Here is a 16,978-nt window from a genome sequence, read left to right as displayed (position 1 = left end):
CAATGAAGTCTTTAGGCCTTCAACGCCGGCGGGATGGCGCGGCGATGGCGGGACAGCGAATATTCCAGCAGGGCCATGCCCTGCAGAATGATGAAATTCAGCACGAGGTAGATGATCGCCGCGCAGAGGAAGACTTCCATCGTGCGGTAGGTGTGCGAGATCAACCGTTGCGCAACGCCTGTCACTTCCCAAACGGTGACGAGGCTGGCGAGCGCCGTCGACTTCATCATCAGGACGATCTCGGTCGAATAGGCCGGCAGAGCGTGGCGAAAGGCGATGGGCGCGATGATACGGCGCACCAGCAGCAGGCGGGACATGCCGATAGAGCGGGCCGCCTCGATCTCCTTCGGCGAAACGGCGCGAATGCCGCCGCGGAAGATCTCGGCGGTATAGCCGGCCGTGCACAGCGCCAGCGACAGGATCGCGCAGACCACGGGCTCACGCAGGAAGGGCCAGAGGAACGAATAGCGGATGATGGAAAATTGCGCCAAGCCGTAGAAGACCAGGAACATTTGGATCAATAGCGGCGAGCCGCGGAACACGAAGATATAGCCCTTGGCAAAGCCCGACAGGATCGGATTGCCGCTGACGCGCAGGGCGACGACAACAAGCGCCAGGATGCCGCCTGTTACGATCGACAGCGAAAACAGCAGGAGTGTCATCGGCACTGCCTGCAGCAGTGTGATCATGGTGCTCGAGAGGAAGTTAAAATCCATTTGCCGCTCCTCAAGCCTGGCCGATTGTCGCAGCCGGCATGCTGCGATTGGCGCGTCGTTCCGCCCTGTTGAAAACGCGATCCGACAGGCTGGTCAGGATCAGGTACAGAATCCCGCCGACGATGAAGAAGAGGAAATACTGGCGCGTGGAGCCGGCAGCGACCTGGCTGGTGCGCATCAGCTCCGCAAGGCCGGTGACCGAGATCAAGGCTGAATCCTTGAGGCTCAGCTGCCAGACGTTGCCAAGACCCGGAATGGCGTAGCGTATCACCTGCGGGATGATGATGCGGCGCAGCCGAAGGCCACCATGCATGCCAATCGCCGAGGCTGCCTCGAGTTCACCCTTGGAAATGGCGAGATAGGCGCCGCGGAAAACCTCGGCCTGGTAGGCGCCGGATATGATGCCGACGGCAAGTGCGCCCGCGGCAAAGGATGGCAGGCCGAGAAAGCCCTCATAGCCAAACCATTTGCCCACCGAGGTGACCGCCGAGGAGCCGCCGAAATAGATGAGATAGATGATCAGAAGCTCCGGCACGCCACGAAACACCGTCGTGTAGACATTGCCGAGCATTTTCAGCGGCAGGCTGCCCGAGAGCTTTGCCGAGGCGACGATCGCGCCCAACACCGCCCCGATTGCCAATGCCGTCGCGGTGACGGCAAGCGTCATCAAAGCGGCAACGAGCAGCAGCGCGCCCCACCCGTTCGAGCCGAAGCCCAGCAGTTGCAAGCTTGCCATAGCGTCCATTCCCCGTCCGTGGCAGTTTCTGACGTCAGATAACTGACGGTCTCCGGCTTTGCAGCCGGAGACCCGTGGTAACGGCCCGAAGGCCGCCCCGATTATTCCGGGCTGACGTCGACCTTGAACCACTTCATCGACAGGGTCTTGATGGTGCCGTCGGCAAGCGCTGACTTGATCGCAGCGTTGAACTTGTCGGCAAGATCGGTATCAGCCTGACGGATGCCGAGACCTTCGCCCGCACCCCAGATGGAGCCGGCGATTTCGGGGCCGGTAAAGGCCAGCGAGTCGTTGGCGCTTGCAAAGGCGTTCGCGAAGTAGACGGCGTCGTCGAAGCCGAGATCGATACGGCCGTTCTGCAGATCGAGATCGCGGTCGGCACCGGTCTTGTATTCGCGGATCGTGGCGATCGAGCCGAAATTGTCATAGACGAACTTGGCGTAAACAGTTGCAGCCTGGATGCCGATGGTCTTGCCCTTGAAGGCTTCCTTCAGCACATCGATTTCCTTGACGCCGGTCTGGCCGGGGGTCATCTTGATGGTGGAGCCGGTGCCGGCAGCATTGGCAAGCGGGCTGTCCTTGGCGGTTGCGAAAGCAGCAGGCGTAGCGGCGTAGGGAATGGTGAAGCCGATGACCTGCTTGCGCTCGTCGGTGATCGACAGCGCGTCCATGATCACGTCAAACTTGCCGGCGTTGAGCGCCGGGATCATGCCATCCCAATCGGAGGCAACCAGCTTGCAGTCGATCTTGGCGCGTTCGCACAGGACCTTGGCAAGTTCCGGCTCGAAGCCGCCGAGCGAACCGTCGGCATTCGTCATATTCCATGGCGCGTAGGCACCTTCCAGGGTGATCGTCGCCGTCTTCCAGTCCTTGGCGAGAGCCGGTGCCGCGAAAGCGGCGGCGGCCATGACGCCTGACAAAAGAATTGCACTGAATTTCATCGTGTGGAGCTCCTCTGAGGTTGAAACAGGCCTTGCAGCACTTCCTACCGATCTACGCCGGCTTGCCCGCTTTCCCAATTTATTTTTAGGATTGTTTGCGAGGTTGTATAGGGTACCATATGAGATAATTTGTGATATGCAAGTGGGAAAGTTGTTTTCGAGGCAGATTCAGTTCGTGCAAAGGGAATAGGCAATGAAGCGCTCCGGCGAGATGAAACGCGAACTGGCGGAAAACGACGCATCGCCTCTCTACGCCGGTGTCAAGCAGGTGATCCTCGATCGCATCCACAGCGGCGAGTGGCCGCCCAAGCATCGCGTTCCCTCCGAAAATGAATTGGTCACCGAACTTGGCGTCAGCAAGATGACAGCCAATCGTGCGCTGCGTGAACTCGCCAATGAAGGCGAACTGGTGCGCATCCAGGGCGTCGGCTCCTTCGTCGCCGAACGCAAGGGAGCATCCGCCCTCTTCGAGGTGCGCAATATCGCCGAAGAAATCGCCGAACGCGGCCATTCTCACCAGGCCACCGTGATCGTTCTTGCCCAGGAAGCAGCCTCACCCGACGTTGCCGATGCGCTGGGGCTGGACATCGGATCGCCCGCCTTCCATTCGCTGATCGTGCATAGCGAAAACGGTGTGCCAGTGCAGATTGAGGACCGCCATGTCCACCCCGACGCTGCGCCTGACTACCTGCAGCAAGACTTTACGGGCATGACGCCAAATGCCTATCTTTCGGAAGTCGCGCCGCTCAGCGGGTCGGAACATGTGGTCGAGGCAGTCATGCCGCAGGCCTGGGAATGCAAGCTGTTGACGATCCTGAAGACCGAGCCTTGCCTGACAATCCGGCGGCGCACATGGTCGGCACGCGGCGTCGTTTCCACAGCGCGCCTCATTTATCCCGGGAACCGTTACCGGCTGGAGAGCCATAGCGGCAAGGCTTCGGATCGCTAGTTGTATATGGAAGTTAGCGCGCCAGCGGCCTGAATACCCCGAGGTAGCGCCAAATGGATGTTTGAGTGTTCATCTGTTGCCTATACGAGGCAAAGCTACGACGCCTGCAGCATGCATTCCATAAACAATGCGCCCAGAAGCAACCCCGAGACGGTGGCAAGCACTTTCAGGATCGCCCGCTCGATGCGCAGACACTTCTCAGGCAGGACCAACGCAATCGATTCGCTAGCTGCGGCGACGGTTATGCATAAAAGCGCAACAATGCGCCGATCGTCGGGGTAAGCTATAACGAACAGAAACCCCATGAGCCCGAATGGGACGACGCTCTCGATGGTTGCCATCGCCATGAATGGATATCTGGTCCCGACCGGGACGACCGTGGTCAATGCCACCAGACCGAGCACGGTCCAGGCGAGTGCGTGGGCGAGCAAAGTAAGTTCCATACGAAATCATAACAACAAGCCGCGAGTTTTCAAGCTACACTGCACAACGTCACCGCACAGTTCTCAAGTCCGTTCACGGGCGGCACGACGCCCACCAAAGAGCGCCCAAGAATGGCCAGCGCAGATCGATGCAGGCAACCACCTCTGCGATTGACAAAGCGCTGCCGCATTGGATGTATCTGTGATGTAATAAGCCGGCGAACGCTATCGCCACGATCTTTCACGGACATGATGGGATCCAGCAATGCCTGATACGAATGCCGCGGCGCAACCAGCCACCTGGCGCATCATTCTCGCCGCCATCCTCGACTTCCTGACCGCATTTTTTATTCTTGGCTATATCGTCGCGTCGATTTTCGGCGGCAGGACGGATGACGGCTTCAAGCTCAACGGACTGCCGGCGCTTCTGCTCTTTGTCCTCATCGTCGCCTATTTCCTCGTGTTCAACCGATACCTCGGCGGCACCATCTGGAAGCGCATATTGCGCGCAAGCCGCGGTTAAGCAGGGACGGATATCGAGCCGTCTTCAGCGATGCGAAAGGTCAGAGGCTGCTGAGCAGTAGACTGGTCTCGCTGTTTGCGACACCGTCGATCATGCGTACCTCGCGCAGGACCCGATCGAAGTCCGAGAGGCTGGTTGCCCGGATATTAGCGACGAGATCCCAATTGCCGTTCGTCGTGTGCAGCGAATAGATCTCCGGCAGGCCACGCAGCTTGCGGATGACCTGCGTGGTCGACTTTCCCACCACTTCGATCATCATGACCGCGTGGACGGTCTGCTCGTCATAATCTTCCCGCACCCGGACGGTGAAGCCGAGAAGGGTGCCGGTCTCCATGAGACGGTCCAATCGGTTCTGCACCGTACCCCGCGCAACGCCCAGCGCATCTGACAATTTCGACAGTGAAGCGCGCCCGTCGGCCCGCAAATGGGCGATGATGCGCCGGTCGAGATCATCGGGAATATATTTGGCAAGCGTCATCGCAAATCCTGTTTCTGTCTTTTCCGTCAAAAATACTGAGCAGTTTGTGTAAAATCATACCAGAACTGGCACAGTTTTGCGATTTCAGTCAATCGATCCGCTTGTTACCTTACTGGGAATTATCTTATTGAGGACATGACAATGCCCGCACCGCTTCCTTCGGAAAAAGCCTTCATTCCCTTCGTCAGCGTCGAGAACATGATGCGGCTTGTCCATCATGTCGGCATCGAGACCATGCTGGTCGAACTGACGGATGCCGTCGAAGCGGATTTCCGCCGGTGGGATCTTTTCGACAAGACGCCACGTGTCGCCTCCCACTCCCATGACGGCGTGATCGAGCTGATGCCGACCTCGGACGGCGCGGTCTACAGCTTCAAATATGTCAACGGGCATCCGAAGAACATGGCGCAGGGGCTGCAGACCGTGACCGCTTTCGGTCTGCTCGCCGAAGTATCGACCGGCTATCCCGTTTTGCTGACCGAAATGACGTTGCTCACAGCGCTGCGCACGGCCGCCACCTCGGCCATGGCCGCTCGACATCTGGCGCCGCCGAAGGCGCGCTGCGTCGCACTGATCGGCAACGGGGCGCAGGCGGAATTCCAGGCATTGGCGATGAAGGCCGTCCTCGGCATCGAAGAGGTCCGCCTCTACGACATCGATCCGAGGGCCACGGAAAAGACCGTGCGCAACCTCACCGGAAAGGGCCTGCGTTTGGTTCCCTGCACATCGGCGCAGGCGGCCATCGAGGGCGCCGATATCATCACGACGTGTACCGCCGACAAGCAGCTTGCCACGATCCTGACTGACAACATGGTCGGCGCCGGCGTTCATATCAACGCCATCGGCGGCGACTGCCCGGGCAAGACAGAGCTACATCGCGATATCCTGCTGCGCGCCGACACTTTCGTCGAATATCCGCCGCAGACCCGCATCGAAGGGGAGATCCAGCAGATGGATCCGGATTATCCGGTCACCGAGCTCTGGCAGGTGGTGAGCGGCCGCACGCAGGGTCGCCGCAGCGAGGGACAGATCACCCTGTTCGACAGCGTCGGCTTTGCCATCGAGGATTTCTCGGCGCTACGTTATGTTCGCGAAAAGCTTGTCGGCACCGATTACTTTCAGAAGCTGGATATCATCGCCGATCCGGACGATCCGCGCGATCTGTTCGGCATGCTGCTGCGGGCGGGCTGAGAAGGCAACGATACCGGCTGACTATGGCCGGCGGCTTTGGGCGAAGTTCGCGCGCGGGCCAGCCCTACTCCCGCCGGCATCGACCCCGTACTGCGGACCGAGCGTAGTCCCTAGAGGACAATGGCGGCCAATTTCGTGACCGCCATCGAACTCTCTCACTTGCTGCCGGAGGCCTTCTCAGCGCTTGCTGCTCGAAACTGTAAGTTCCGGCGCACCCACACGGCCGCTCAAAGAGAAGGCCAGCAGCGCCGATAGCAGCATCAGAGCCCCTACGATAAACATCGGCAATTCATAGACACCGGTCGCATCCTTGACGAGCCCGGTGATATAGGGTGCGGCAAACCCGGCTATGTTGCCGATCGTGTTGATCAGGGCGATGCCGGCCGCTGCGGCCGGTCCTGCCAGGAAGCGGGATGGGATTGCCCAGAAGTTCGGCAAGGCCGCGAAAATCGCGCATGCCGTCAGCGTGATCATGACAATCGTCGCTTCCGGCGAGCCCATGAACAGCGCGGCGGGAATGCTGAACGCTCCAACGAGGGCGGGTATGCCGATATGCCACGGCCTGACGCCGCGCTTCGATGCATCGCGGCTCCAGAAGAACAAGACGACGGCAGCAGGCAGATAAGGGATCGCCGTGATCAGGCCCTTGTCGAAGACGTCAAACTTAGTGCCGAATTTCGTCTCGAAGCCGGCAATGATCGTCGGCAGGAAGAAGGCGAGCGCATAAAGCCCGTAGATCAGGCCGAAATAGATCACCGAGAGCAGCCATACGCGGCTATCGGTCAGCGCAAGGCCGGTCATCTTGCCATGCTCTGCCACCTTCGCCTTTTCTTCGCTGGCAAGCTCGCGGTTCAACCAATCCTTTTCAGCCTGCGTCAGCCACTTGGCATCATCAGGGCGATCGGCGAGATAGAACCAGGTCACGATGCCGATGACGATGGCAGGGACCGCGACGCCGAAGAACATCACGCGCCAGCCCTCGAGGCCAAACAAGCCATGCATCTGGATCAGCATGGCCGCAAACGGAGCGCCGATAACCGTCGTCAACGGTTGGGCGAGGTAAAACAAGGCCAGAATCTTGTTACGATGCCGTGCCGGCACCCACAGGCTGAGGAACAGGATGGCACCGGGAAAAAAGCCGGCTTCGGCGACACCGAGCAGGAAGCGCAGAACGTAAAGCTCCGTCGCGCTCGATACCCAGGTGAACAGCAGCGCGACGATGCCCCAGCTGACCATGATGCGGGCGAGCCAGCGGCGGGCGCCATATTTATGGAGCGCCAGATTGCTCGGGATTTCGAGCACGATATAACCAACGAAGAAGATGCCCGCCGCAAAACCGAACTGCGCCGCCGTCAGAGCCAGATCGGTGGTCATGCCGTTCGGCCCGGCGAAGGAAATCGCGGTGCGGTCGAGGAAGTTGATGAAGAACATCAAGGCGATGAAGGGCACCAGCCGCTTCGACACCTTGGCAATGGCCGACCGTTCGACCTGTGACATTTCCTGAATACCGGGCTGCACTCTGAATCCTCCCCCGTTCTCGATCATTCTAGAGGCGGCGGTCCGTTTGCGCCGATGACGGAATGGAAACTCCCATTTCCCTTCCAAGAACTGCCTCCGGCCCCGCGCCTTTGACTTCGATCTCTAGCGGGATGGACAAGTAGCGGGCAAACGATTTAATCTCCCGATGATGTGAGGAAAAATCACATCATGAAATCGTTGGGATCAGAAAATGAGTGGCCCTCTTCCATCGCTGAATGCGCTCAAGGCATTTGAGGCAACCGCGCGGCACAGGTCGATGACGCTCGCCGCGGATGAGCTTTGCGTGACCCACGGCGCGATCAGCCGTCACATTCGTGGCCTTGAGGCTTCGCTGGGCGTCATTCTCGTCACCCGCAGGGCGCACTCGACGGAACCGACGCCAGAAGGATCGCGGCTTGCGGAGGGACTTCAGAGCGCCTTCGGCCTGATGCAGGCGAGCGTCGAGCGCGTTCGCCCCAGCCCGCTCACCCTGTCCTGCTCCTCCTCGATCATGATGGGATGGATCATTCCGCGCATCGGCCAATTCCACGAGCGCCACCCGCAGGTCGCATTGCAATTCAACATGAACTACGATCAGGTCGACTTTGTCCGCGACAAGATCGGCCTGGCGATCCGCTCAAGCGTCATCGAACCGCCGAAAGACGCAATCATCCGCGAACTTGGCGGCGAAGCGATCGGTCCGGTCTGTTCGCCGGAATATCTGAGCCGAGCCGGCATCCATAGCCCTGAATACCTCGAAGGCGGAACCATTCTGTCGACGCGGACCCGACCGGAGGCCTGGAGGGATTGGCAGTCAGCCGCGAAACAAGAGGAACTCAACCTTCCCAGCCATTCGACTTTCGACCATTTTTACCTGCTGATACAGGCCGCAGCCTGCGGGCTCGGTGTCGCGGTGGTTCCCCAAATGCTGGTGCTCGATCAACTGGCCTCAGGGCGTCTGGTGGCGCCGTTCGGCTTCCTGCCTGGGCCGCGCCGCATGGTGCTCTGGATCGCTCCGCACCTGGCAAACCGGCCGGACGCCTTGGCTCTCGAAAGATGGTTGATCGAGGAAATGCATGCGCGGCCAGATACCTGACAGCGAGGTCGGGCGGCCGGCATTCGTCACGCGCGGCGATGCACGCGACCTGTTCGGTCTGCCTTGCGAGCACAAGCGGGCCGTGCGCTCCGCAACCGAGGAAAAGCATACATAGTAAGATTTGCCTATGTTACTTAAAACACATGGAAATCACTGAAACTTCCCTCTGCACTTCCTCGCATGGATTATGCTATGAGTGCTCGCGAACTAGAGGGAGATGAGACAATTCTTGCAGGATTGTTCTCATTCAAGAGGGGGTGTCATCCTGAACGTCATGCCCGAATTGGCAGGCCACACCGGCGAGATGGCGGCGCTCATTTTTGGCTTCGACTGGGCAAAGACCAGTCTTGGCCCCAGATCGGCTTGGCCCGCTTGCCTGACCTCGGCCGTGGATATCATGCTCTCCGCTCAAGCCCAGATCATAATGTTCTGGGGTGAGGATTTTGTCGCGCTTTACAACGACGCCTACGCTCCCACCATAGGCGAGAAGCATCCGCAGGCTTTGGGTCGTCCGGCGAGAGAAAACTGGGCCGAACTGTGGGATGATCTGGAGCCGCTTCTGCGAACCGTGCTGAATGAAGGCAAGACCGTCGTCGCCAAGGATCGACCGTTCTACATCGAACGTCATGACTATCCGGAGACGGTTTATTTCGACATTTCCTACTCGCCTGTGCGTGACAGCGACGGCAAGGTGCTTGGGGTGTTCTGCATCGTCAACGAAACCACGGAGCGGGTTCGCTCGGAACAGGCGTTGCGCGAGAGCGAGGAGCGGGTTAGCGCCATCATTTCCCAATCCGCGACCGGGATTGCGCAATATGAACTCGACGGCCGCTTCTCGCTCGTCAACCGGCGTTTCTGCGAGATTGTCGGCTATTCGGAAAGCGAACTTCTAGACCTGCGAATGCAGGACATCACCTATCCGGACGATCAGCACGATACCGTGCAACTGTTCAAAGCGATGCTGGCGACCGGCGAAAGTTTCGAGATCGAGCAGCGTTATGTTCGCAAGGACGGCAACCTCGTCTGGGTGACGAATTCGGCGTCCGGCGTGCGCGACCGTTCCGCCGGAAGGATTCGACGAGCCGTCAGCGTCGTCACCGACATCAGCGAGCGCAAGCGGGCACAGGAAGTCGAGCGGCGCCTGGCCGCCATCATCGCCTCGTCTGACGATGCCATCCTCAGCACCGATCTCGACATGATGATCACAAGCTGGAATACCGGCGCGGAAAGGCTTTATGGCCATTCGGTCGAGCAAGCCATCGGCCATTCGGTCATGATGCTGGTTCCCGACGATCGGAGCGACGAGGAGCCGGCGATCCTTGCGCAAATCCGGGCGGGGCAGAAGGTAGAACCATATGAGACCAAGCGGCGGCGCAACGATGGTAAGCTCGTCGATGTCCTGCTGAGCGTCTCCCCGATCTACGACACCTATGGCCGGATCGTTGGCGCATCGAAGATTGCCCATGATATCAGCGCAAAAAAGGAAGCCGAGCACCTTCAAAGCGTTTTGGCCGGCGAACTCAATCACCGCGTCAAGAACGTGCTGGCAACTGTCATGGCCATATCGCGCCAGACATTGGGACGCGACGATGTCGACAAGGCATCCGTCGAGACATTCGATGCGCGACTGGCGTCGATGGCGCGCGCCCATGATCTGCTGATCCATGGCAAATGGGAAGAAGCGGATCTGATGGCCGTCATCAACCAGGCGCTGTCACCCTACCCGAGGGAGAGATTCGAGATTTCCGGCCCGGCGATCAAGCTTGCGCCGAGGACGGTCGTCTCCATATCGCTTGCGCTGCATGAACTCGCGACGAATGCCGCCAAATATGGGGCGCTTTCGGTGCCCGACGGCCATGTCGCGATCATATGGTCGTCAGAAGTTGGCGAGACCGACCGGCTCAAATTGCGTTGGCAGGAAACCGGGGGACCAACCGTCAAGCCGCCCACACGCAAGGGCTTCGGCTCCAGATTGATTGAAAACCTGCTGGCGGCGGAACTGAACGGCAAGGTGAAAATCAGCTATGAGCCGAGCGGGTTGATCTGCGAGGTGGATGCGGCCACAGGCATTGGCTGGGATCAGGCCTGAGACAGGATCGCGTGAAGCGACCCCATCCATCAGGTCCGCATGGAGTGTTCAACGCGAATTCTTCGGCCGCGTCGCAAGCACGTTCCTGATCGAAAAGCTCGAATGGATGCGCAGAACCCCCGGCAAGGTCGAGAGAATATCCTTGTGGATACGCTCGAAGTCGCCGGCCGTGGCGACCTCCACGCGCAGGAGATAATCCGAACCACCCGTCATCAGAAAGCACTCGCGGATCTCCGGATGCTTACGCACCGCCGCCTCGAAGCGGTCGAGATGATCCTCCGTCTGCCGCTCTAGGGTGATGTTGATGATAACGGCGATCGCCGTTTCAGCCTGAGACGTATCGACGAGCGCCGTATAGCCCCGAATAACCCCCGCTTGCTCCATCAGCTTGATGCGCCGGAGGCATGCGGACGGAGACAGGCCGACCTCGCTCGCAAGCCTTGCATTGCTGACACGGGCATCCAGGCGCAGCAGGCGAAGAATATTGCGATCTATCGCGTCGAGTGCCGTCATGTGGATTCTTTCAAAAATTCGCTGATCGTTTCAATATTTCCGCAATTACACAATAATCAATCACTATTCGCTGGGCAATTTCGCGATCATTTCAATAATCTGCCTTCGAAAGAACGAGGATGGACATGGACGGCGGCATAGTGGATTCCCGGGCGTCAAGACTGACGATCGACAGCGGCGCTTACGGCTATCTCACCATTGATCTTGTCGCCTTGTGCCGGAACTACGAGAAGCTTGCCACCATCGTCGCACCAGCGCGAACGGCCGCTGTCGTCAAGGCGGATGCATACGGGCTTGGCGCAAGTCAGGTCTCCAAGGCACTTTATGAACATGGATGTCGAGACTTCTTCGTCGCCCATTTCATCGAGGCGCTTCGGCTCCGCCCACAATTGCCGCGCGATGCAGCGATCTTCGTGTTGAACGGTCTGTTGCCGGATAATGAAATTGCCTGCGTCGAAGGCGGCATCATCCCTGTCATCAATTCGCTCGAACAGCTCCGGCAGTGGTCGCAGACTGCGCATTCCGTGGGGCGCAATCTTCCGGCAGTCCTGCAATTCGACACCGGCATGTCGCGGCTCGGCATACCGCCTGAAGAAAGAGCTGCCGCCGCAGCTCACCTCGAAACCTCAAGCCGTCTCGACATATTGTTCATCATGAGCCACCTCGCCTCTGCCGACGATGTCGGTAGCGCTCAGAACGGTGATCAGCTTGCGGAAATGCGTCGCGTCGCGAAAGAATTCCCGAACTACGACCTCTCCTTCGCAAATTCCGGCGGCATCTTCCTCGGCGGCGATTTTCACGGCGTTCTGGCGCGGCCCGGCATCGCTCTTTATGGTGGGGCTCCCACCAGCGGCGTCGCCAATCCAATGGAGCCCGTCGTCCGGTTCGATGCAGCCGTCGTGCAGACCCGAACCGTGCCGGCCGGTGCTCGCATCGGCTATGGCGGCGTGCATGTAACGAAGACCCAGACCCGGCTTGCGACAATTGCGGCCGGCTATGCCGATGGCCTTCCCCGCAGCCTCAGCGATCGCGGAGCGGTTTATTACAACGGCATTCGCCTGCCGATCGTCGGACGCGTATCGATGGACAGCGCGACAATCGATATCAGCGCCCTGCCCGAAGGCACGCTCCCGTTCGGCAGCCTGGTGGAAATCCTCGGAGATCATCAGACTTTGCAGGATCTCGCCGATGATGCCGGCTTGATTTCCTACGAGATCCTGACCAGTCTCGGACATCGCCACAACAGGCGATACGTCTGACCTTCCTATTGCTCAATTCACTGGGGACATCATGAAAGTCGTCGTTCTGGGTGCCGGCATCATCGGCGTGACATCTGCTTATCAGCTCGCCAAGGCGGGCCACGAGGTCACGGTCATCGACCGGCAGCAAGGCCCGGCGCTGGAAACGAGCTTTGCCAATGCCGGCGAGGTGTCCTTCGGCTATTGCTCGCCCTGGGCGGCGCCCGGCATTCCCATGAAGGCGATCAAATGGCTGTTCATGCATCACGCACCGCTGATCCTGCGCCCGAAGGTCGATGCCGCCATGCTGTCATGGCTGGTCAAGATGCTGTCGAACTGCACGTCCGAACGCTATGCGATCAACAAGAGCCGGATGCTGCGTCTCGCCGATTATAGCCGCATCTCGCTCGCTCAGGTGCGCGAGGAAACCGGCATTGCCTATGACGAGCGCATGCAGGGCACGCTGCAGCTTTTCCGCACTCATCACCAGCTCGATGCCTCCGCTAAAGACGTCAAGGCTCTGGCGGCCGACGGCATCCCCTATGAAGTGCTTGATCCCGACGGCTGCATCCGCGTCGAGCCGGCACTCCGGCATGTTCGCGAGAAGATCGTCGGCGGCCTGCTGACGCCGAAGGACGAGACGGGCGATTGCTTCAAGTTCACCAATGCGTTGGCCGCCAAGGCAATCGAATTGGGAGTCCAGTTCCAGTATGGAACGACGATCAAGGGCCTCGACGTACAAGGCGGCCAGGCGCGTGGCGTCCTGACGGATCGCGGGCGCGTCGACGCCGATGCGGTCGTCGTTGCACTCGGCAGCTATTCGCCGCTGCTGCTGAAGCCGCTTGGAATCCGGCTCTCCGTCTATCCGGTCAAGGGCTATTCGCTGACCATCCCGATCACCGATGCCTCGCGCGCTCCGGAATCCACAGTGATGGACGAGACCTACAAGATCGCCATCACCCGTCTCGGCGATCGCATCCGCGTTGGCGGCATGGCCGAGATTTCCGGCTACACCAATGATCTCGGCCTTCCCCGCCGGCAGACGCTCGAGCATTCGGTCACCGATCTCTTCCCCGGCGGCGATGTCGCCAAGGCGTCCTTCTGGTCGGGATTGCGGCCGATGACCCCGGACGGAACGCCGGTGATCGGACCGACGAAGGTCAAGGGACTGTTCCTCAACACCGGACACGGCACGCTCGGATGGACCATGAGTTCCGGCTCGGCGCGAGTCATCAGCGATCTCGTCAGCGGCCGCAAGCCGGATATCGACGCGACCGATCTTGCCATCAGCCGCTACGCCTGAGGCCTGCCTCGCGACGCAGCTATTATCGCCTGATCAGCCTCCAGCTCCTGACCTCGAAGGGCAAGATATCGGGGCCGGCATCGCGGGCCTGCGGCTCCTCCATCAGCGTGACGGCATCGCCGATCCGCCAGCCGTTCGCCGCTTGAACAGATAAACTGCCTCGACGGCCGGCCGGCTCATAGAGGCGGAGGACCAGCCCGTCGCCGTCTTCTGTCGGTTTGATGGCTGAAAGCGCAACCGACGTTCCCGTTACATCGAGTGCGGCAAATGATGTCTCTGCCAGGTTCGCAGCTGATGCGACGATCAGCGGCTGGTTCAGGTCTTCGGCTTCCTCACGCACGCCGCCGCTATGCCATTCGCCGGCATGCGGCATGAGCGCATGGGTGAAGCTCTGCTCACCTTCATCCGCCAGCGGATCAGGATAGATCGGCCCGCGCACCAGGCTGATACCAAGCACATTGTCGCGGGCACTGTGGCCGTATTTCGCATCGTTGAGCAGGGCAACGCCGAAATCCGGTTCGCTCAGATCGACAAAGCGGTGCGCGACCGCCTCGAACATCGCCGCATCCCAGCTGGTATTGGTGTGTGTCGGACGGCTGACGACACCATAGGCGCATTCGAAGGTCGCCGTTCGCGAGCGGATCGCCACCGGGCTCAGAGAGCGAAGCAGCGTGCGACGGTCGTGCCAGTCGATGCTGGTCTCGATGTCGAGCCTTCGTGAATTGGCGGTCAAGATATAGTGCTGCACGATGGTGGAATCGCGATAGCGATGAACCACCTTGATGGAAGCTCTGTGAGGGCCTTCTTCAATCAGCTCGATGCTTTCGGGCTTATCGAGACGAACGCCCGCTTCAGCATAGTCGACATCGATATCCCAGGCGTCCCAATTGCGCGGCTTGTCGACGGGATAGACCCAGAGCTGGTTGACCGGTTCTGCCAGCGCCTCACGCCCGCTCGCCTTGTGAATGAGGCTCTGGACGGCCCCATCGGCCCCGATGACAACGACAAGATGCTCGTTCTCCAGCTGATCCGCTGAAGCCCGCAATCCCACAGCCGGCTTCAAAGCTGCGCGGTCGAATACACGGATGGACAAGGGTTCAATGCTGTCGCCGGTCGACACGATCGAGCCATCGGCGAGCACGGCATTGAGCGGTCGGGCATCGAGCGAGGGATTGACGACAACGATCGCATCCGCGACGTCGCCCTTCGGCAAGACGGAAGCAATCGCTTCCATAGCCTGCCGCTGAACTTCCTTGGCATGGTCGATGACCTCGGAAAGCTCCCGCTCCGCATCCTGATAGACCTCGCGGATGCTCGATCCCGGTAGAATGTCGTGGAACTCATTCTTCAGCGTCACGCGCCAGTTGGCCTCGAGGCTGGTCGGTGACGCCGCTCCGGCCATATGCGCGATGGACGACACGGTCTCGGCCGTGATCAGGGCTCGCTCCGCCCTGCGATGCAGCCGTTTCACCCCGCTCTGGCTCGTCAGCGTGGCGCGATGCAGTTCCAGATAGATCTCGCCGGACCAGGTGGGCAGCCGCTTTTCGCCTGCAGTCACATGGGCGCTGGTGAAGAAATCCGCCACCTTGCCCCATCGCGCTTTGGGGATTGCCGGGAATGCGCGCAATTGCTCCTCTCGCTCCACCATTTCCGGCGTCACCCCGCCGCCGCCATCGCCATAACCGACCGCCAGAAGCGAAGTATCGTGCAGCGTCTTGCCGTGAAAATTCTTCCAGGTCGGCAGGAAGCAATCCGGCCGGACGAAGCCATTATAGCCTTCCATCGGATTGTCGAAGACATGCGCGAGGACACGGCTGCCATCCAGACCCTCCCACCAGAACAGGTCATAGGGAAACTTGTTGGTTTCGCTCCAATTGACCTTGATGGTGAAGAAGCTTTCGATCCCACCCTGGCGCAGCAATTGCGGCAGAGCTCCGGAAAAGCCGAAGCAATCCGGCAGCCAGCAGATGGTATGGCGCGCGCCGAAGGTCTTCTCGAAATAACGCTGGCCGTAGAGGATCTGCCGAACCAGGCTCTCGCCTGTCGGCATGTTCGTATCCGGCTCGACCCACATGCCGCCGATCACTTCCCAGGAGCCCGCCGCAACCTTCTCCTTGATCCGGGCAAACAGCTCGGGATCGTCGGCTTCGATCTGGGCATAGTAATGCGCCGTCGACTGGTTGAAGCGGAAATCCGGAGAACGCTCCATCAATGACAGAGCGGTATGAAACGTGCGGCGCATCTTCCGACGCGTCTCGTCGTAAGGCCAAAGCCAGGCAAGATCGATATGGGCATGGCCGGTCAGCAGCAACTCACCGTTTTGAGGGTAGCGCTCTTGGAGTGTGCTCAAGCGGGCCAGCAATTGCTGATAAGCCTCTGCCACGCTTCGGCGTTCACGGTCGGAGAGGGCTTGAGGGCTCTCAATGAGTTCCGGCAATTCCCAGATCTTTCTCTGGCCCTCGGCACCGGCCGTGCGCGAGATATAGGGTTCGGTTGCAGACGGCCAATCGAGGCTGCGCAGCGCAGCCTCTGCGGCATCCAGCATATGCGGCACCACCTCGTGCTCACCGAGCGCACCGATTGCCTCCGCAATCTGCCGCAGCAGGAGATGCAGCCGATGGACCGGCAGATCCAGCCAGGCGAGGCGGGCACGGTTCAGCTTCGGCTGTCGGTTCGGCTCACCGAAGGGAAAGCGGGCAACGCTGTCAGTGCTGATCGCCAGATTGCGACCCTTCAACGGGAATTCCTGATGATAGGGATCGAGACCAAAGCTCTCCTGCTGCCCCTCTCCAAAGTCGAGCGTTATCAGGCTCTCCCCGCCGAGATCGAGCTGCAGACGTGTCTCCTCAAGAGGCCAATCGGCCGGTACGCTGGCTTGCGCGGCAAAATGCACGACGCCATTGCGATGCGGCCAGACCTGGCCGATGGCAATCTCCTCGCCGCCGAACGTACAGCCTTCAATAGCTAACGTGCTGCGTTCCCGCCAATGGTCGAGCTCTGCGGTACGTACCTTCAGGCGATCCAAACGCTGGGCGAGGCTGAGAAACATGGCTGTCCTACCGGGTTCGATGTCAACGCAAATCGGGATGAGCTATCACGGGCATATGTGTCGCGGTCGGAAGGAAACCAGAGCGGCAGGCGCATCCTTGGCGCAGACTTTATGTCCACGTGCATTCAATGGCCTCCCACCCGCAGCGCATCAGCAACTTAGGATGAAGACATGTCAGATAGCCAGTGTCGATCGGAGAAATTACCGGCGGGCAGA

16 protein-coding genes are annotated in these 16,978 nt (G+C 59.9%); 8 read left to right on the top strand and 8 right to left on the bottom strand.

Features of this window, described 5'->3' with window-relative positions:
* Positions 1–11 precede the first annotated feature (11 nt).
* The 3 genes from BSK43_RS34480 to BSK43_RS34470 all read right to left on the bottom strand — a co-directional run bounded on the left by BSK43_RS34480 (position 12) and on the right by BSK43_RS34470 (position 2,393).
* On the bottom strand, positions 12–716 hold the full coding sequence (locus tag BSK43_RS34480) for an ABC transporter permease subunit (protein WP_077470290.1): 705 nt from the start codon (positions 714–716) through the stop codon (positions 12–14).
* A 10-nt stretch (positions 717–726) separates the two neighbouring features.
* On the bottom strand, positions 727–1,452 hold the full coding sequence (locus tag BSK43_RS34475; RefSeq protein WP_068395997.1) for an ABC transporter permease subunit: 726 nt from the start codon (positions 1,450–1,452) through the stop codon (positions 727–729).
* Positions 1,453–1,553: 101 nt separating this feature from the next.
* Positions 1,554–2,393 carry a transporter substrate-binding domain-containing protein gene (locus BSK43_RS34470; RefSeq protein WP_077470289.1) on the bottom strand — a complete coding sequence of 280 codons (840 nt, stop codon included), beginning with the start codon at positions 2,391–2,393 and terminating at the stop codon, positions 1,554–1,556.
* A 193-nt stretch (positions 2,394–2,586) separates the two neighbouring features.
* Between BSK43_RS34470 and hutC the strand changes: the two genes are divergently transcribed.
* Positions 2,587–3,342 (top strand): histidine utilization repressor, encoded by a 756-nt coding sequence (gene hutC / locus BSK43_RS34465; protein WP_077470288.1) that lies wholly within the window; start codon positions 2,587–2,589, stop codon positions 3,340–3,342.
* A gap of 95 nt (positions 3,343–3,437) precedes the next feature.
* Here the strand turns inward: hutC and BSK43_RS34460 are convergent, their stop codons facing one another.
* Complete coding sequence (locus tag BSK43_RS34460) at positions 3,438–3,785, bottom strand: hypothetical protein (protein WP_077470287.1); 348 nt, start codon at positions 3,783–3,785, stop codon at positions 3,438–3,440.
* Between the two features lie 244 nt (positions 3,786–4,029).
* On the opposite strand from BSK43_RS34460, the gene BSK43_RS34455 reads away from it, so the two are divergent.
* Complete coding sequence (locus BSK43_RS34455) at positions 4,030–4,287, top strand: hypothetical protein (protein ID WP_077470286.1); 258 nt, start codon at positions 4,030–4,032, stop codon at positions 4,285–4,287.
* Positions 4,288–4,327: 40 nt separating this feature from the next.
* Here BSK43_RS34455 and BSK43_RS34450 read toward each other — a convergent pair whose 3' ends face one another.
* A complete protein-coding gene (locus tag BSK43_RS34450; RefSeq protein ID WP_068395312.1) occupies positions 4,328–4,765 on the bottom strand; it encodes an Lrp/AsnC family transcriptional regulator in 438 nt (145 codons plus the stop codon).
* A gap of 141 nt (positions 4,766–4,906) precedes the next feature.
* Between BSK43_RS34450 and BSK43_RS34445 the strand changes: the two genes are divergently transcribed.
* Positions 4,907–5,956, top strand: a complete 1,050-nt coding sequence (locus BSK43_RS34445; RefSeq protein WP_077470285.1) for an ornithine cyclodeaminase — start codon at positions 4,907–4,909, stop codon at positions 5,954–5,956.
* 177 nt (positions 5,957–6,133) lie between these two features.
* Here the strand turns inward: BSK43_RS34445 and BSK43_RS34440 are convergent, their stop codons facing one another.
* A complete protein-coding gene (locus BSK43_RS34440; protein WP_136687496.1) occupies positions 6,134–7,453 on the bottom strand; it encodes an MFS transporter in 1,320 nt (439 codons plus the stop codon).
* Between the two features lie 232 nt (positions 7,454–7,685).
* On the opposite strand from BSK43_RS34440, the gene BSK43_RS34435 reads away from it, so the two are divergent.
* From BSK43_RS34435 to BSK43_RS34430, 3 genes are all read left to right on the top strand, one after another.
* On the top strand, positions 7,686–8,570 hold the full coding sequence (locus BSK43_RS34435) for a LysR substrate-binding domain-containing protein (protein ID WP_077470283.1): 885 nt from the start codon (positions 7,686–7,688) through the stop codon (positions 8,568–8,570).
* A complete protein-coding gene (locus BSK43_RS36075) occupies positions 8,551–8,685 on the top strand; it encodes a hypothetical protein (RefSeq protein ID WP_281406667.1) in 135 nt (44 codons plus the stop codon). The genes BSK43_RS34435 and BSK43_RS36075 overlap by 20 nt, the downstream gene beginning before the upstream one ends.
* A gap of 189 nt (positions 8,686–8,874) precedes the next feature.
* Positions 8,875–10,659 carry a PAS domain S-box protein gene (locus BSK43_RS34430; RefSeq protein ID WP_077470369.1) on the top strand — a complete coding sequence of 595 codons (1,785 nt, stop codon included), beginning with the start codon at positions 8,875–8,877 and terminating at the stop codon, positions 10,657–10,659.
* Between the two features lie 48 nt (positions 10,660–10,707).
* On the opposite strand, the gene BSK43_RS34425 is transcribed toward BSK43_RS34430, so the two are convergent.
* Positions 10,708–11,172, bottom strand: a complete 465-nt coding sequence (locus BSK43_RS34425; protein ID WP_077470282.1) for an Lrp/AsnC family transcriptional regulator — start codon at positions 11,170–11,172, stop codon at positions 10,708–10,710.
* Between the two features lie 125 nt (positions 11,173–11,297).
* On the opposite strand from BSK43_RS34425, the gene alr reads away from it, so the two are divergent.
* Together alr and BSK43_RS34415 are read left to right on the top strand one after the other, a co-directional pair.
* Complete coding sequence (gene alr, locus BSK43_RS34420) at positions 11,298–12,431, top strand: alanine racemase (protein ID WP_077470368.1); 1,134 nt, start codon at positions 11,298–11,300, stop codon at positions 12,429–12,431.
* A 31-nt stretch (positions 12,432–12,462) separates the two neighbouring features.
* A complete protein-coding gene (locus BSK43_RS34415; protein ID WP_077470281.1) occupies positions 12,463–13,713 on the top strand; it encodes a D-amino acid dehydrogenase in 1,251 nt (416 codons plus the stop codon).
* A gap of 22 nt (positions 13,714–13,735) precedes the next feature.
* On the opposite strand, the gene BSK43_RS34410 is transcribed toward BSK43_RS34415, so the two are convergent.
* Complete coding sequence (locus BSK43_RS34410; protein ID WP_077470280.1) at positions 13,736–16,762, bottom strand: glycoside hydrolase family 38 C-terminal domain-containing protein; 3,027 nt, start codon at positions 16,760–16,762, stop codon at positions 13,736–13,738.
* Positions 16,763–16,978 lie beyond the last annotated feature (216 nt).

Source organism: Rhizobium sp. P44RR-XXIV (assembly GCF_001999485.2).
In the GTDB taxonomy this organism is placed as follows: Bacteria; Pseudomonadota; Alphaproteobacteria; order Rhizobiales; family Rhizobiaceae; genus Rhizobium.
This window is presented reverse-complemented; position numbering and strand designations above follow the sequence as displayed.

What these genes read in the sequence shown, in the direction of transcription:
- BSK43_RS34480 (WP_077470290.1), bottom strand. Translation starts at nt 716, where the DNA reads ATGGATTTTAACTTCCTCTCGAGCACCATGATCACACTGCTGCAGGCA.
- BSK43_RS34475 (WP_068395997.1), bottom strand. Translation starts at nt 1,452, where the DNA reads ATGGCAAGCTTGCAACTGCTGGGCTTCGGCTCGAACGGGTGGGGCGCG.
- BSK43_RS34470 (WP_077470289.1), bottom strand. Translation starts at nt 2,393, where the DNA reads ATGAAATTCAGTGCAATTCTTTTGTCAGGCGTCATGGCCGCCGCCGCT.
- hutC (WP_077470288.1), top strand. Translation starts at nt 2,587, where the DNA reads ATGAAGCGCTCCGGCGAGATGAAACGCGAACTGGCGGAAAACGACGCA.
- BSK43_RS34460 (WP_077470287.1), bottom strand. Translation starts at nt 3,785, where the DNA reads ATGGAACTTACTTTGCTCGCCCACGCACTCGCCTGGACCGTGCTCGGT.
- BSK43_RS34455 (WP_077470286.1), top strand. Translation starts at nt 4,030, where the DNA reads ATGCCTGATACGAATGCCGCGGCGCAACCAGCCACCTGGCGCATCATT.
- BSK43_RS34450 (WP_068395312.1), bottom strand. Translation starts at nt 4,765, where the DNA reads ATGACGCTTGCCAAATATATTCCCGATGATCTCGACCGGCGCATCATC.
- BSK43_RS34445 (WP_077470285.1), top strand. Translation starts at nt 4,907, where the DNA reads ATGCCCGCACCGCTTCCTTCGGAAAAAGCCTTCATTCCCTTCGTCAGC.
- BSK43_RS34440 (WP_136687496.1), bottom strand. Translation starts at nt 7,453, where the DNA reads ATGTCACAGGTCGAACGGTCGGCCATTGCCAAGGTGTCGAAGCGGCTG.
- BSK43_RS34435 (WP_077470283.1), top strand. Translation starts at nt 7,686, where the DNA reads ATGAGTGGCCCTCTTCCATCGCTGAATGCGCTCAAGGCATTTGAGGCA.
- BSK43_RS36075 (WP_281406667.1), top strand. Translation starts at nt 8,551, where the DNA reads ATGCGCGGCCAGATACCTGACAGCGAGGTCGGGCGGCCGGCATTCGTC.
- BSK43_RS34430 (WP_077470369.1), top strand. Translation starts at nt 8,875, where the DNA reads ATGGCGGCGCTCATTTTTGGCTTCGACTGGGCAAAGACCAGTCTTGGC.
- BSK43_RS34425 (WP_077470282.1), bottom strand. Translation starts at nt 11,172, where the DNA reads ATGACGGCACTCGACGCGATAGATCGCAATATTCTTCGCCTGCTGCGC.
- alr (WP_077470368.1), top strand. Translation starts at nt 11,298, where the DNA reads ATGGACGGCGGCATAGTGGATTCCCGGGCGTCAAGACTGACGATCGAC.
- BSK43_RS34415 (WP_077470281.1), top strand. Translation starts at nt 12,463, where the DNA reads ATGAAAGTCGTCGTTCTGGGTGCCGGCATCATCGGCGTGACATCTGCT.
- BSK43_RS34410 (WP_077470280.1), bottom strand. Translation starts at nt 16,762, where the DNA reads ATGTTTCTCAGCCTCGCCCAGCGTTTGGATCGCCTGAAGGTACGTACC.